The 14447-nt window shown below is 62.3% G+C and carries 14 protein-coding genes and 1 tRNA gene; 11 read left to right on the top strand and 4 right to left on the bottom strand.

Translation table 11 applies throughout. The features are described from left to right. The first annotated feature begins 49 nt into the window (after nt 1-49). The 7 genes from QQJ96_RS21960 to QQJ96_RS21930 all read left to right on the top strand — a co-directional run bounded on the left by QQJ96_RS21960 (nt 50) and on the right by QQJ96_RS21930 (nt 5128). Nucleotides 50-847: an alpha/beta fold hydrolase gene (locus tag QQJ96_RS21960; RefSeq protein WP_284334176.1), complete on the top strand. Its 798-nt coding sequence runs from the start codon at nt 50-52 to the stop codon at nt 845-847. 32 nt (nt 848-879) lie between these two features. Beyond that, nucleotides 880-1260, top strand: coding sequence for a VOC family protein (locus tag QQJ96_RS21955; RefSeq protein ID WP_284334175.1), 381 nt, complete (start codon nt 880-882; stop codon nt 1258-1260). A gap of 134 nt (nt 1261-1394) precedes the next feature. Then, nucleotides 1395-1973, top strand: coding sequence for a TetR/AcrR family transcriptional regulator (locus QQJ96_RS21950; RefSeq protein WP_284334174.1), 579 nt, complete (start codon nt 1395-1397; stop codon nt 1971-1973). A gap of 27 nt (nt 1974-2000) precedes the next feature. Next, nucleotides 2001-2288 carry a YciI family protein gene (locus QQJ96_RS21945; RefSeq protein ID WP_284334173.1) on the top strand — a complete coding sequence of 96 codons (288 nt, stop codon included), beginning with the start codon at nt 2001-2003 and terminating at the stop codon, nt 2286-2288. Nucleotides 2289-2302: 14 nt separating this feature from the next. Continuing rightward, a complete protein-coding gene (locus QQJ96_RS21940; protein WP_284334172.1) occupies nt 2303-2908 on the top strand; it encodes a DNA-3-methyladenine glycosylase I in 606 nt (201 codons plus the stop codon). A gap of 222 nt (nt 2909-3130) precedes the next feature. Then, nucleotides 3131-4858 (top strand): S53 family peptidase, encoded by a 1728-nt coding sequence (locus QQJ96_RS21935; protein ID WP_284334171.1) that lies wholly within the window; start codon nt 3131-3133, stop codon nt 4856-4858. Between the two features lie 120 nt (nt 4859-4978). Continuing rightward, the gene (locus tag QQJ96_RS21930) at nt 4979-5128 is read left to right on the top strand and encodes a hypothetical protein (protein WP_284334170.1); all 150 of its coding nucleotides are present in this window, start codon (nt 4979-4981) and stop codon (nt 5126-5128) included. A 107-nt stretch (nt 5129-5235) separates the two neighbouring features. Here the strand turns inward: QQJ96_RS21930 and QQJ96_RS21925 are convergent, their stop codons facing one another. The 4 genes from QQJ96_RS21925 to QQJ96_RS21910 form a co-directional block, all read right to left on the bottom strand. Then, a complete protein-coding gene (locus QQJ96_RS21925) occupies nt 5236-6552 on the bottom strand; it encodes a sensor domain-containing diguanylate cyclase (protein WP_284334169.1) in 1317 nt (438 codons plus the stop codon). 314 nt (nt 6553-6866) lie between these two features. Next, on the bottom strand, nt 6867-7532 hold the full coding sequence (locus QQJ96_RS21920; RefSeq protein WP_284334168.1) for a response regulator: 666 nt from the start codon (nt 7530-7532) through the stop codon (nt 6867-6869). A gap of 146 nt (nt 7533-7678) precedes the next feature. Then, on the bottom strand, nt 7679-7993 hold the full coding sequence (locus tag QQJ96_RS21915) for a hypothetical protein (RefSeq protein ID WP_284334167.1): 315 nt from the start codon (nt 7991-7993) through the stop codon (nt 7679-7681). Then, nucleotides 7983-8078, bottom strand: a tRNA-OTHER gene (locus QQJ96_RS21910). Before QQJ96_RS21910 ends, QQJ96_RS21915 begins: the two co-directional genes overlap by 11 nt. Before the next feature lie 5 nt (nt 8079-8083). Here QQJ96_RS21910 and QQJ96_RS21905 point away from each other — a divergent pair. From QQJ96_RS21905 to QQJ96_RS21890, 4 genes are all read left to right on the top strand, one after another. Continuing rightward, nucleotides 8084-10525 (top strand): PAS domain-containing hybrid sensor histidine kinase/response regulator, encoded by a 2442-nt coding sequence (locus tag QQJ96_RS21905; RefSeq protein ID WP_284334166.1) that lies wholly within the window; start codon nt 8084-8086, stop codon nt 10523-10525. A gap of 133 nt (nt 10526-10658) precedes the next feature. Continuing rightward, entirely contained in the window at nt 10659-12308 is a 1650-nt protein-coding gene (locus QQJ96_RS21900) for a FecR domain-containing protein (protein ID WP_284334165.1), read from the top strand. Between the two features lie 58 nt (nt 12309-12366). After that, the gene (locus QQJ96_RS21895; protein ID WP_284334164.1) at nt 12367-13500 is read left to right on the top strand and encodes a CHASE2 domain-containing protein; all 1134 of its coding nucleotides are present in this window, start codon (nt 12367-12369) and stop codon (nt 13498-13500) included. Between the two features lie 146 nt (nt 13501-13646). Further along, nucleotides 13647-14279, top strand: coding sequence for a DUF4142 domain-containing protein (locus QQJ96_RS21890; RefSeq protein ID WP_284334163.1), 633 nt, complete (start codon nt 13647-13649; stop codon nt 14277-14279). The last annotated feature ends 168 nt before the right edge of the window (nt 14280-14447 follow it).

Here is a 14447-nt window from a genome sequence, read left to right as displayed (position 1 = left end):
TTGTCATCCCAGCCTACGCGCTGCCTAGTTTCTTCCCTGAAAACACTGCATGCCTTCCCTTCCGACGCAAGATTATTGGATTACCACCGAGCTTGGCCGCCTCTACGCCAAGCGCTGGCTTGCGGGGACGAATCGGTCGCGCGAAGCTGCACCCATCGTGCTCTTTCACGATTCGCTAGGCTGCGTTGCACTATGGCGCGAGTTTCCCGAGCAACTCGCCCTCGCAACAGGAAGAGACGTAGTGGCTTATGACCGCCTTGGTTTTGGCCAGTCCGATCCCAATCCGAACAACTTGGGTAAGTGCTTCGTTCATGACGAAGCGCGCGTAGGTTTCCGCGCCGTACGTGAACAACTGCAGATAGGCCCATTTATCGCCTTCGGCCACAGTGTAGGCGGCGGCATGGCTATTGCGGTCGCCGCTTGCGCCGGCGACTGCATGGGCCTGATCCTGGAGTCCGCGCAAGTTTTCGTTGAACAGCACACGCTCGAAGGTATTGTCCAGGCACAACAACTCTTCCAGCAGCCAGGACAGCTGGAACGCTTGAAGAAGTACCACGGTGACAAGGCAGCCTGGGTGCTGCGAGCCTGGATCGACACCTGGCTCGCGCCCGACTTTGCCGATTGGCATCTCGACGCCGAACTACGACAAGTGCCGTGCCCTGTACTGACTATCTACGGGGAGCACGACGAATACAGCTCGTTGCGCCATCCTGAGCACATCGAACGACTAGCAAAGGGTGGGACCACGCTCAAGGTTTTACACGGCGGTGGTCATGTTCCCCATCGGGAGAACGCCGATGCCGTCATAGACTTTATCGTCCGCTGGCTGGGTACCCTTGCCACGTAGCCTACGCTACGCCTAACCCCAATGAGGAAGCCATGCACTACTCCCGACTTTGCGCACTGCTCATCGATTGCAATACCGATGATATCGACCAGTCCGCCCTGTTCTGGGCGGACGCCTTGGGGCGACCCGTGGACTATGAGCACCCAGGTACTCGCGGCAATTACCGCATGCTCGCCACGCCTGAGGACGAACCTATCGTTCAAATCCAACGCGTCACCCACGAGAGCCGGGTCCATATAGACATTGAGACCGACGATATCCCCGCCGAAGTAGCTCGCCTGGAGAAGCTGGGTGCGCAAGTAGTGGACCGTCTTGAGCGCTGGGTCGTGATGCAGGCACCCTCGGGGCAACGCTTCTGTGTTGTTCGTGTGCAGCGCCCTGGATTTCCCAAGAACGCCAATCGTTGGGACTGAACGCAGGCCGGGATGACCATCCCAGCTTTCCATGCGCCTCCCGTTGCCGGGATTGTCATCCCAGCCCACGCGCTGCTTGACGCATTAGGACAAATGTCCTAATTTGATTCGAGCCTAGGCAAAAGGGGCACCGCTTGAGCGACAACAGCACCCGCGATCAGATCGTCGAAGCAGCGGATCGCCTGTTCTATCGACACGGTTTTGAATACACCTCGTTCGCCGATATCGCCGCCGCGGTAAACATCTCGCGCGGCAATTTCTACTATCACTTCAAGAGCAAGGATGAAATTCTCGCTGCGGTGATAGCCCTGCGCCTGGCCAATACGCGCAAGATGCTCCAACAGTGGGAGACCGAAGGCAGCACGCCGGAACAGCGTATTGGCTGCTTCATTCGCATCCTGATCGCCCATCGCGCGGACATCATGCTCTACGGCTGCCCCGTCGGCACGCTTAGCGCTGAACTGGCCAAACTGGACCACGTCGCCAAGGACCAGGCTAACGCGCTGTTTACCCTCTTTCGCAGCTGGCTGCGCGAACAATTCATCCGCCTCGGCCGCGCCGCCGACGCAGATGCCCTGGCCATGCATCTGCTGATGCGCAGCCAGGGCATCGCCTCACTCGCCCATGCTTTTCACGACAAGACGTTCGTGAAGCGCGAAGTAGCGCTGATGTGCGATTGGCTGGACGCGTGCCGACAAAACGCCGTTCATTGATCAAGCGTGTCCGACAGGGAGCCTCCTATGTTCATCGTATTGCTTCGATTTTCGGCCCATCAAGCCGACGCCGGCCGGTTCATGGAGGGTCACAACGCATGGCTCAAGCGTGGCTTTGATGATCAGGTGTTCTTGCTGGCCGGCAGCCTTCAGCCCAAGCTGGGCGGCGCCATCGTTGCGCACGGCAGCTCGCTTCAAGAGCTGCAGCAAAGGGTGAACGACGATCCTTTCGTCGTCGCCGATGTCGTCACGGCGGAAATCATGCAAATCACCCCTTCCAAGGCCAGCGAACAGATGGCCTTTCTTTTGCGCTGATCGAAAGGCCACCAATGAGTGCCACGACTGCAGAACCCGATGGCAAGCTGCGCTGCCGCTGGAGCGCCGCCGCGCCGGAATTTCTCCACTATCACGACACGGAGTGGGGCTATCCGGTAAGCGACGACTTTCGCTTGTTCGAAAAGCTGAGCCTGGAAGGTTTTCAATCCGGATTGAGCTGGCGGACCATCCTGGCCAAGCGGGAAAATTTCCGCACCGCTTTTCATCACTTCGATTTCCATCGGATCGCGCGCTTTACGCAACGCGACGTCGAGCGCTTGCTGAAAGATGCAAGCATCATCCGCCACCGTGGCAAGATCGAGGCTGTGATCAACAATGCCAAGCGTGCCGTGGAGCTGGTGGAGCGGGAGGGTTCGCTGGCCACCTTCGTCTGGCGCTATGCACCCGATACCCGGCAGCAGAGTGCTCCGCAGACGGCATCCACTTCTGCCGAATCGATCGCCTTGTCGAAGGCGCTGAAAAAACTGGGCTGGAAGTTCGTCGGCCCCACGACTGTTTACGCCTTCATGCAAGCGATGGGCTTGGTCAACGATCACGTGGCCGATTGCGTGATAAGGCCAAAAATTGAACGCGCCCGCAAGCGCTTTGAAAGGCCCTGAGCGCTGCCTAGGACAAGGGTGTCATAGTCGTTCATTATTGAACGCTGATCATGTGGCGCCCCTCGCAGCACCCCTGAATGTTTCACTCGAAAACGACGACGGCGGACCTACGCTGCTAAAGCCATTCGGCGCTTTTTGGGGAGAGGGGCATCGTTGCTGTTCCTCGATTCGATCACCGTCACTGCCACGACGTGGCAGATTTCCTTATGGGAGTGAATTGCGATGACCAGAACAGACTCGACGCAAACGCGTCTTTCAAAGGGACTGGCGCGCAAGACTTGCGGCCTTTCGGTCGCCATTGCGTTGGCCTTTGGAGCAAGCACAGCAGCGTCTGCCGGGGAGGTTTACACCCACCACGTGCGCGAGGTGGTGCATAGCAATCTTGCGCAGCAAGTGAGCAGCCTTCCCGCCAGCAAAATGATGAACCTCGACATTGTGCTGCCGTTGCGCGACAAGGCCGGCCTGGACGCGTTCGTGGCGGATGTCACCAACCCGAACAGTCTGAACTACCAGCACTACATCACGCCCAAGGAATTCACGGCGCGCTTCGGCCCGACGCGGAACGACTATGACACGGTGGTGCAGTATCTACAGCACTATGGATTTAGCGTGACCGGCGGCAGCCGCGACGGCATGGATATCCAGGTGAGCGGTCCGGTCTCCGCGGTGGAAGCGGCGTTCAACCTGAAGATGCGCAGCTACAAGCATCCGACCGAGAATCGCATGTTCTACAGCCCGGATCGCGAACCGACCACCTCGCTGGCGATTCCACTGTGGCATGTTTCAGGCCTAGACAATTATTCGATTCCCAAGCCGCTGTATGTGAAGAAGAGCGATTACGCGGCAGCGCATGGCATCAGCCCGGAAGCCGTCGTCTCGCACGCCACCACCGGCTCAGGCCCTTCGGCTTCGTTCCTGGGTAGCGACATGCGTGCGGCGTATTACGGCGGCACGGCGCTTACCGGCAAAGGCCAGAACCTCGGTCTGCTGGAGTTCTACGGCACCGACCTCAACGACTTGGCCACGTATTACAAGAACGCGCACCAAACTCGCACGGTGCCCATTACATTGTTGTCGACCGATGGCACCAGCACCGCCTGCCTCGCCTCGCAAAGCTGCGATGACACCGAGCAGACGCTCGACATGACCCAGGCACTTGGCATGGCGCCGGGCTTGGCTAGCTTGACGATGTACGTAGGCTCCACCGATACCGCCATGATCAGCAAGATGACCACGCACAGCCCGCTGCCAACCACTATCGGCTGCTCGTGGGGCTGGACACCGGCAGACCCGACCACGCTCGATCCGTATTTCGAAAAGATGATCGCGCAAGGTCAAACCTTCTTCGCAGCATCCGGCGACGCCTCGACCTGGTCGGCGAGCAACGAGGCGTGGCCGGCTGACGATGCCTATGTCATCTCCGTCGGCGGCACCGATCTGGTCACCACCCGGGCCGCCGGCCCGTGGAAATCGGAAACGGCGTGGGTCGACAGCGGCGGCGGCATTTCACCGGACAAAATCGCCATTCCCTCCTGGCAGAAGATCACCGGCGTGATCAACACCAACAACAAAGGCTCGAAGATCTACCGCAACGGACCGGACGTATCGGCCAATGCCAACTTCACCTTCTACGTCTGCGCCGACCAGACTACCTGCACCGCCAATTCCTACGGCGGCACCAGCTTTGCCGCGCCAATGTGGGCAGGCTTCGTAGCGCTGATCAATCAGCAACGCGTGGCAGACAGCAAGAAACGCATCGGCAACTTCAATGCCGCGGTCTATCCGGAAAACGAAGCCGGCGGCAAGTTGACGACCACCTATGCCACGGATTTCCACGATATCACCAGCGGCAAGTCCGGCAGCTTTTCCTCCGTGGTCGGCTACGACCTGGTGACGGGCTGGGGTAGCCCCAAGGCGGGGTTGATCACCACCTTGGTAAATTCGCCGTAACACGACGGCGGGACGGGACGGAGGTGGAGGCGAGTGGCCTCTACCTCCTGCAGGCTGTGCTTGACCCGTTTCGGCGCGTATAAGTGCAGGGTCTTTCCCTAACCCGGCAAGAGACCTCGCGTGAAAGTGTTGCGTAATCTGATCTTCATTGCGCTGCTCGGCTTCGTATCGCCCCCGCTGGCTGCCAATTCGCGGACGTCGGATACCTCAAGCATCGTCGCAGGCCATGCGCGTTTCGAATTTCTCACTGCTTCCCTGGTGCGCATGTAATACGCGCCAAACGGCCGCTTTGTGGACGAACCCACTGCGGACGGGGTGACGTCCAGAAGGCCCGCAGGCTGGGCACGTGGAATAGATCAGGGCATCCCTAGGGATGCTCAGCCCTGATCGCTCCAGAACCCGCCCAACTCACCGGTCGACATGCCATAGACGGTATTACGGCCGGACAGCTTGGCCGTGTAGAGCGCCCGGTCGGCGGTCTGCAGCAACCTGTCGCGGATTTCCTCCACGCCTTGCACATGCGGCACGCTATCCAGGCTGGCCGCGCCGATGCTGAGCGTGAGCTTGCCATAACGGCTTTGCGCGTGCGGCATGTCTAGCGCGCTGATCGCATGCAGGATCGCGCCGGATACTTTCAACGCGCCGATCGCATCGGTGCCCGGCAGGATGGCAATGAATTCCTCGCCGCCATAACGACCGACCACGTCGCAGTAGCGTGATAGGGATTGGCGCAATTGCGCGGCGACCATGCGCAGGCAGTCGTCGCCGCGCAGGTGGCCATAGTGATCGTTGTACTTCTTGAAGTAATCCACGTCGATCATCAGCACCGACAGCGGATGTTCACTGCGCATCGCGCGGTGCACTTCATCGGCCAGCACTTCGTCCACGTGGCGGCGATTGGGCAAACCGGTAAGGTGGTCGTTGTTGGCGTAGTACTCGAGCTGGCGGTTGATATCGGCGAGTTTCTGCTCGGCCTGCCTGCGTTCGGTGATGTCGGTAAGCGCGGCGGTGATGCCGATCACTTGCCCCATCAGGTTGTGTACGGGGTTGGCGAGCAGCTGGTAGAACCGATCCTGGTGCTCGATTTCCTGCGCAGGCACCTCCTGCCCCGCATCCAGTAGCTTGAGGCTGCGGCGAAAGCCTTCGCCGGCATGGGGCATCCATTCCGCTACCTTGCGACCGACCAGGGCATCCTGGGGTACCCCGAGCATGGTGGCGTAAGCAGCATTGGCCGCCAGATAGCGGCCATCACGGCCGATCAGGCACAGCGCGCTGGGGGCCGTGTTGTAGATAGCCATCATCCGATACACGTTTTCGCTATGCGCCAGATCCATCACGCCATGCGCGATACCTCGGTAACCGGAGAATTCGCCGTCTTCGTCCGCCAGTGCCACCGCATCGGATTCGAGCGCCACCATGTGGCCCTTGGCATGCCGATGGCGGCTGATGGCACAGGAAAAGGCCTTGGGCCGGGAAGCGAAGAAGCGCGCGGCACGGGTCGCTTCGGCCGGCGTCATGAAAGTATTCACCGGCTCGCCCAATACGGCTTCACGCTCGCGGCCCATCAGTTGGAGCAGGCCGTCGGCCACTTGGGTGAAGCGGTGGCGCTGATCGATTTCCCACTGCCATTGGGGATGCGAGTGGATCACCGTGTTGAGCCGCTCGAGCGCCGAGCCTTGCATGTCCATGAACATTGCCGACACCTCGCACCCTTTCCTTGTGGAACAGGAGATCCCGGCAGACATAACTCACAGGGGGTAATGCATGCCTGCCGCCGGCGTAAGCTCGCCGACACACGTCCATCCGTGGGCGCGCGGGAAATTTCGAACGCCATGAGCATGGCGTTGCCTAGTGGCGGTAAGCATGCGTCGCGAGGGGTGGGGGGATATATCGGACAATTCCTAAAATGCGCCCAGCATGGCCCTGGATCGAGCCAGGTAGGCTGGGATGACAATGCCAGCATTCACGGAGCTGTGTAAGAAGCTGGGATTGTCATCCCAGCCTACGGTCACAGCAGTCCGTACGTTCGCGCGTACTCGAACAACTGCGTATTGCTGGTAATCCCCAGCTTGCGCATTGCGTCGTTCTTCTGCTGGCTGACCGTCTTCACGCTGCGGTGCAGCTGCTCGGCAATCTGCGTCACCGACAAACCCTGGGCGTACAGGCGCACCACTTCCGCCTCGCGCTGGGATAGCACGACCGCTTCAGCAGCGCGCTCCGGCCCTTCCTGCGCCGACCAGTCGACCACGTGCTCGCGCATGGCCTCGCAGATATAAGTGCGCCCATTCATCACCGCACCGATCGCCAGCTGCAGTTCCTTGGTCATCGCCACCTTGGCGACCAGGCCGTTCACCTCCGCCGCCAGCATGCCGCGGGTAAGGGCCGCGTTGTGCACCATGGTCAGCACGATGATCGGCAACCGAGGATGATCGCGGCGCACGCGCCGGAGCAGGGGCAGGCCGTCGCCGGAACCGTCCTCGTAGGGCATCGAAAAGTCGGTGATCAGCAGGTCGCAAGGCTCGCTCGCGAGCACGGCCAGCAGCTCGCGGCCGTTGCTCGCCTCACCTATCACCTGCATGCCGCTGCGCTCCTTCAGTAGCGCGCGGATGCCAAGCATCACGACGGGATGGTCGTCGGCAATGACGATTCGGGTTGTCTCGCCATTCGTAGGCATAGCCGGTGACGTTTGCGGTCCCCCATTGGCGGCAGGTCCAGCCGCTCGTTATGTAGGATTCTACCGAAAGTACGCGACAGTCTCCCGCCATCGGCGAAACTTGGGCATCATGCGGGCAAGCCCTTTTTCAGCCTACCGCCGTGACCCTAGCCATCCTCCTCAGCGACGCGGCCTCCGGCTGGTTCGATGCCAGCCCGCTTTCCATGGCGGTGGTGGTGCTGGCCCTCATGCTTAGCCTTACCGCCCTGCTCGCCTTGGTGGTGTTGCGCATGCTGTTCCTGCAACGGGAGAAGCTGGCCGAAGCCGAGCACGCGCTGCAGCGGCAAAGTGCGCTGATGCAGGCGCAATTTGATGCCGTGCCCTTCCCGGTGCTGATCAAGGATGCCTCCGGCACCTATCTGGCGCTGAACAGCGCCTGCGAGCGGCGGCTGGGGATCGAACCCACCCAGATGGTCGGACATGGCAGCCTCGAACTGCCGCAACAGCGTTGGCTGCCGCTGACCGACGGCACACCGGCAGCGCAGCGCCTGCACCAGCTTGGCTCCGATGCGGTGCGCGAGCGCAAGGTGCAGCGCTGCGAACTGGATTACTTGAGCAGCGACGGACGGCAACGCACCGGCTTGTTCCTGGAAGCGCCCACGCAGGCGCCGGACGGCAGTGTGAACGGCTCGATCGGCATGCTGCTGGATATTACCGAGTACCGCCAGGTCGAACTGAGCGCGCGCGCCACCGAACAAAGCCTGCGCGACATCACCCAGCGCATTCCGGTGGTGGTGTTCGCCGTGCGCCGTGGCGACGACCGACAGCAACGGCTGGCCTTCATCGCCGGCAATCTGCATGCGCTGTTCGGCCTGCGGCCGGACGACTTGCTGGAAACCGGCGACGTGCTGCGCGACTGGCCGTTCCACGACCGCATCCACGCCGAAGACGCCCCCGCCCTGCGCCGCCTGCTGCAGCGCGCGACCCATCACCGCGGCACTGTCACGCTGGATTTTCGCGCCTATGGCGCCGAGGGCCTGCGCTGGATCCATCTGGTGATGGGCACGCGCCGTTTGCCCGACCACCGGGTGGAATGGATCGGCTATTGCATCGACACCACCAGCATCAACGCCCACAACCAGACGTTGCTGGCCGCACGTGACGCGGCCGAGCGGGCTTCCAAGGCCAAGGCCGATTTCCTCGCCACCATGAGCCATGAGATCCGCACGCCGATGAACGGCGTGATCGGCATGCTCGAATTGCTGGGCCGCACACAACTGGATCAAGAGCAGAGCGAGCTGGTGCACGCCGTGGAGGATTCCGCCGGCGTGCTGCTGCAAGTGCTCAACGATGTGCTGGATTTCTCCAAGCTGGAAGCCGGCAACGTGCACCTGGACGATGCACCGTTCGACCTGCGCACCTTGATCGACAACGTCGTCGGTGTAATGGCCGGCACCGCCCACAAGAAGGGCCTAGTCCTGGATGTGGGTGCGGACGGTACGCTGGCCGGCAAGTTGCTGGGCGATAGCGTGCGCATCCGGCAAGTCCTCATGAATCTGCTGAACAATGCGGTGAAGTTCACCGAAAGCGGCAGTGTCGCCGTGAGCTTGCACGTGATCGGCGACGATGGCCACGCGCAACGCCTGCGCATCAGCGTGATCGATACCGGCATCGGCATCGCCGCCGACAAGCAGGCCAATCTGTTCACTCCCTTCTCGCAGGCCGAATCCTGGACCACACGTCGCTACGGCGGCACCGGGCTGGGCCTGGCGATCTGCCGGCACCTGGTGCAATTGATGGGCGGCAGCGTCGAACTCGGCAGCCGGCTCGGCGAAGGCACCAAGGTAACGCTGGAGCTGCGCTTGCCGGTGGCGCAACGCAAGGTGGAGCGCCCACCGGAATTGCCCGGGCGGCATGCCATCGTGCGGCTCGCCTCGGTCGCGACCGCCAATGCCTTGGCCGCTCACCTCGGCTCGCTCGGCTTGACGGTGGAACAGATACCGCCCGCGCAGCCGATGCGGCGTGGCGTGGCGGCCAATCTGCTGTTTATCGATGGCAGCGATCAGGAAAGCGCCGCGCTGATCGCCGCGCAACCGATCCTGGTCGACGCCAGTGCAAATGGCGTCAGCGGTGGTCGCGACGATCGTCTATGGCTCAACGCCAATCCGCTGAAATGGCAAGCCGTTGCGCGCATCTGCGCGCAGGCCCTGAAGCCGCTGGCACCCGTTCCGCGTGATGCCGCCTCGCCGGTCACTTCGGCGCCGCCAGCTACAAAGCATGGCACCGGCCGCATCCTGGTCGCGGAAGACCATCCGATCAGCCAGTCGCTGATCCGCCGCCAGCTCGATCTGCTGGGCTGGCATTGCGATACGGTGGGCGACGGCCGCGCCGCGTTGGAGGCCTTGCTCCAGCGCAATTACGCCATGCTGCTTACCGACTGCCAGATGCCGCTGATGAACGGTTACGAGCTGGCGACGGCTTGGCGGCAGCATGAATCAGTCACGCAACGCTCCACCCGCCTGCCCATCATTGCCATGACCGCCAACGCGCTCGACGGCGAAATCGAACGCTGCCGCGAAGCGGGCATGGACGATTATCTGAGCAAGCCGGTGCAACTGCGCCCGCTGGAGGAAAAGCTGAGTTCCTGGGCTCCCGGCGCCATCGATACCTCCAGTGATGGGGTTTCGCTGTTCGAAGATGTCTTCGCCGAACCGGGCATGCAGGACCTGCGCGCGGAAATGCTACGGGCCATGCTCAGGACCAGCGGCCCGGACCTGGAGAAGCTCGACCAGGCCATTGCGCAAGGCGACAGTGCGCAGGCACAACGCACGCTGCACCGGATGCTGGGCGCGCTGCAGCTGTTTACGAATGGCAGCATCATGGCCGAAGGGCGCGAGCTGATGGCAGCGCTCGGCGATGCCGATGCGGATCGCGCGTTACGGCAATTGCCGGGCTATCGCGAAAACCTGCAGAAGCTGCTGTCCGATATTGCAAAAACGCCAAGCATAGACTGACGATCTGGCGTCACGTCGCCATATCCCGCACAATCCCCTTCCATTCGGCGCTATCGACAACCCCTGGACCCAAGGTTGTCCGCTGCTGCCGGCCGATGGCGAAAGGGGGCGTCTTGATGGATCTTAAGGGGGAATGATGCATCCCACCCGTAATAGCTGGTTGCCATGGCTGGCAGCGCTGCTCTTGCTTGTACCGCCGATACTCTTCGCCACGGATTGGACCTATCGGGTCCGACCGCAGGACAACATCTGGAATCTTTCCGGCCGCTACCTGAAACCCGACGTACCCTGGCAGAAACTGCAGGAGTACAACAAGGTGGCCGACCCGTATCACCTTCCTCCGGGCATGACGCTGCGCGTTCCGATCAGCTGGCTGCGGGTGCAGCCCGCGAGCGCGACGGTGGTAGCGGTGATGGGTGGCGCGCACGTGCAGCTGGCCGGTCAGTCGCAGGCGGAAAACGTTACGCCCGGCATGACGCTTGGCTACGGTGCACACCTGAGTACGGATGCCAACGCCAGCCTCAGCTTGCAGTTCGCCGACGGCTCGCGCGTGCTGATGGAAGAAAACAGCGCGCTGGACCTGGACCAGATGAGCGCCTACGGCCGTACCGGCATGGTCGATACGCGCCTGCGCCTGCAACACGGCCGCGTTACCAACACGGTAACGCCGATGACCGGTGTGGGTGCGCATTTCAGCGTGGAAACCCCGGGGACGATTTCCAGCGTGCGCGGCACGCATTTTCGGGTCACCGCCGAAGAGAGCCAGTCGCGCACCGAAGTGCTGACCGGGCGAGTGGACGTGGGCGGCGATCACGCGCACGTGCTGGTGCCCAAGGAACATGGCGTGGCCGTAAACGATGGCGCCAGGCCGACCCAGGCGCAACTGCTGCTGCCCGCGCCGGCCCTGCACTGTCCGGCGCAGCCGATAAGCAAGCTGCCGTTCGTATTGGCCTGGGCATCGCTTGATGGCGCCACGCGCTATCGCGTGCAACTGGCTTCCAGTAACAAATTCGAAGCTTTGCTGCTCGATCACGTCACCAGCGCCGCCCAGCTCAACCTGCCCGATGTGCCGGACGGCGACTACGCCGTGCGCGTGCGTGGCATCGATGGGCAAAAGCTGGAGGGCGAAGATGCCGTGTGCAGCCTGCACATGAATGCCCATCCGCAACCGCCGCTGGTGATGGAGCCGCTGCCCGGCGGCAAGGTGCGCGACACTCGCCCAAGCTTCCACTGGACGGAAAGCCTGGAAGCCAGCTCCTACGTATGGCAGCTTGCGAGCGACGAACAATTCGCGCAGCCCTTGGCCAGCGAAGCACAGCTCACCGGCGATAACGTGCGCGCTCCCAATGCGTTGCCGTATGGCCACTACTACTGGCGCATCGCCACCCGCGACAGGCATGGCAAGCTCGGTCCGTTCACCGAGCCGATGCCGTTCGACCTGGTACCCCAGCCGCCCGCACCGGAAGTGGGCAAACCCAAGGCCTCCAAGAGCGAGGTGAGCCTGGGCTGGCAGGCAGGCACGCCGGGGCAGCGCTATCGCATCCAGCTCGACCGCCACCCCGACTTCGCGCATCCGCGGATCGACCAGACGCTGGACCAGCCGACGCTGCAAATCAAGAAGCCTGGCTCGGGTACCTGGTACGTGCGCGTACAGACGCTGGACACCGATGGTTATGCGGGGCCATGGGGGGCAGTGCAGAAGGTTCGGCTGGGCGGTTGCATTGCTTGCCGTATCGGTGCGGTCGCCGCCGGCGGCGGGGTGGTGTTGTGGTTGTTGCTGTAGCCAGCAGCATGTTCCGCCTTTCTCAAGGCGGCTGGCCCAGCTGTGGGATCGCCAGGTAATGCCCACCACCTTTGCCTGGCTGGTCCGCGGCATGCTGTGGATGGCCGGCACCGGCCTGCTGGTGTTGCTGATCGTCAGCGGCGTCACCGTACCATGGGACAACGCGCTCTACGACCTCAATGCGCGCTACTGGCGCTACACGCCGGACGATCACGTCGTGATCGTCGCGATCGACGCCAGGAGTCTGGATGAGATCGGCCGCTTCCCCTGGCCGCGCTCGGTGCATGCGCAGCTGATCGACCGCCTCAGCGCCTATGGCGTGCGCGGTGTGGGCATGGACGTCACCATGTCGACGCCCTCCAATAATCCGGACGACGACAAACAGGTTGCCGCCGCCATCCAGCGCAACGGCAAGGTAGTGCTGCCGGTGTTCGCCGAATCGGTCTCGTTGGGCGGTCAGCTGCAGGAGGCGCTGCCGGTGAGCAGCATCGGCCAGAACGTGGCGGCGCTCGGCCAGGTGGATGTCGCCAAGGACAACGACGAGCAGGTGCGCGGCGCCTATCTCAAGGCCGGACTCGGCAGTCCTTACTGGCCATCGCTAGCGCTGGCGTTGCTGCAACTCGGCAACCACGCGTCCAGCAGCACCCTGCCCGGCCTGCACGATCCCGCCCACAACGATGCTTCTCCGTATCTATGGATGCGCGACAACTACGTGCTGCTGCGCTACGCCGGCCGGGCCGGCGCCTTTGGCCGACTGTCGTACGTGGATGTGCTCAATAACCGGGTGCCGGTGAACCTGCTCAAGGATCGCTGGGTACTGGTCGGCGCCACCGCCGTGGGCCTGGGCGACATCCTGCAGACACCCGATTCGCCCATGCCCGGCGTGGAGTATCAGGCGAACGTCCTGGAATCGCTGGAGCGCGGCATGCTCGTCACGCCGCTCGATTTCTTGCGCCAGCTCGGACTTGGCGCCGCCATGCTGACGCTGCCACTGTTGCTGTACGGATTGCCCGGCATTGGCCGGAACTGGCTGTTGCTGTTGATCAGCACGGCCCTGGTGTTAGCAGTGAGCGTAAGCATGCTGCGCGGGTACTACCTGTGGTGGCCGCCGGTGAGCTGCCTGGCGGTGATCGCCGTCGAGTTCGTCGCCTGGCAATTGTTAATGCGCCATCGCCGCCCGACGCGTGAGTGAAGACGCTGGACTGAGCTTGCTGAAGAAAAGTCAGCCAGCAAGCAGCGGACGATACTTGTCTGACGATTTCTAAACACCTTTTGAACTAGTGCAAGTTCAGATTGGGAGCCATAAGGGGCACAGCTCGGCAATAAAGGCGTTACGTCATGCGCGTTGCAAGGTTCTCACGGTTCGTTCCCGTCTCAATGGTCTTGCTATGGATGACGATGGCGGCGGGACTGGTACAAGCCACTGACGCCAATCCACCGTTGCAGGCAGACGAACAGGCCTTTCTCAGCCGCGCCATGAACGACAACGCCAGCCAGGTCGCGATGGCGAAACTGGCCCTGGCCAAATCCAGCAACCCGCGCGTGATCGAACTGGCCAACACCATCATCCAGCAGCGCAGCGCGCTAAGCGCTCGCATGGCGCAGCTGCTGCCGGGCAGCGATCAGCAGGCTGCGCCGACGCCCTCGGGCCAAGCCATGTTGGAACATATGCAGGCTCTCAACGGCGAAGCCTTCGATAGGACCTTCGCCAGCGCGGCAGTGCGCAGCCATTGCCGCATGATCTCGGCCTATGAAGCCATGAAGCTCAACGCCAGCAATCCCGCGTTGAAGGATTTCGCCCACGACGCGATCCCGGCGCTGCGCGGCAACCTGACGGTGGCGATGATGGTGTTGCGCTCCTCCGGCTGGACCACGCGGCACCAGGAGGCGCTGGCTTCGGCCGATGCGCATGCCGGGTCGAAGGCACCGGTGTTCTGGGAACCGATCTCGTTGGTGGCGGCACCATGGTGATGCACCGCTAATCCGGCTGAACCTTGCAGGCCGCCGCGATCGTAAGATCGCGGCGGTTTTTTTTGCGCGTAGGCAATGCGTGAAAACACGACAACTATTCTCAATGAATACGTATGCAGCCCCTGGTTGCTGCACCGCGATGCTTCCTACCATCCGGCGCACCAGCTT

Origin of the sequence: Dyella flagellata (assembly GCF_030160275.1) — a bacterium.
GTDB lineage: Bacteria > Pseudomonadota > Gammaproteobacteria > Xanthomonadales > Rhodanobacteraceae > Dyella_B > Dyella_B flagellata.
This window is presented reverse-complemented; position numbering and strand designations above follow the sequence as displayed.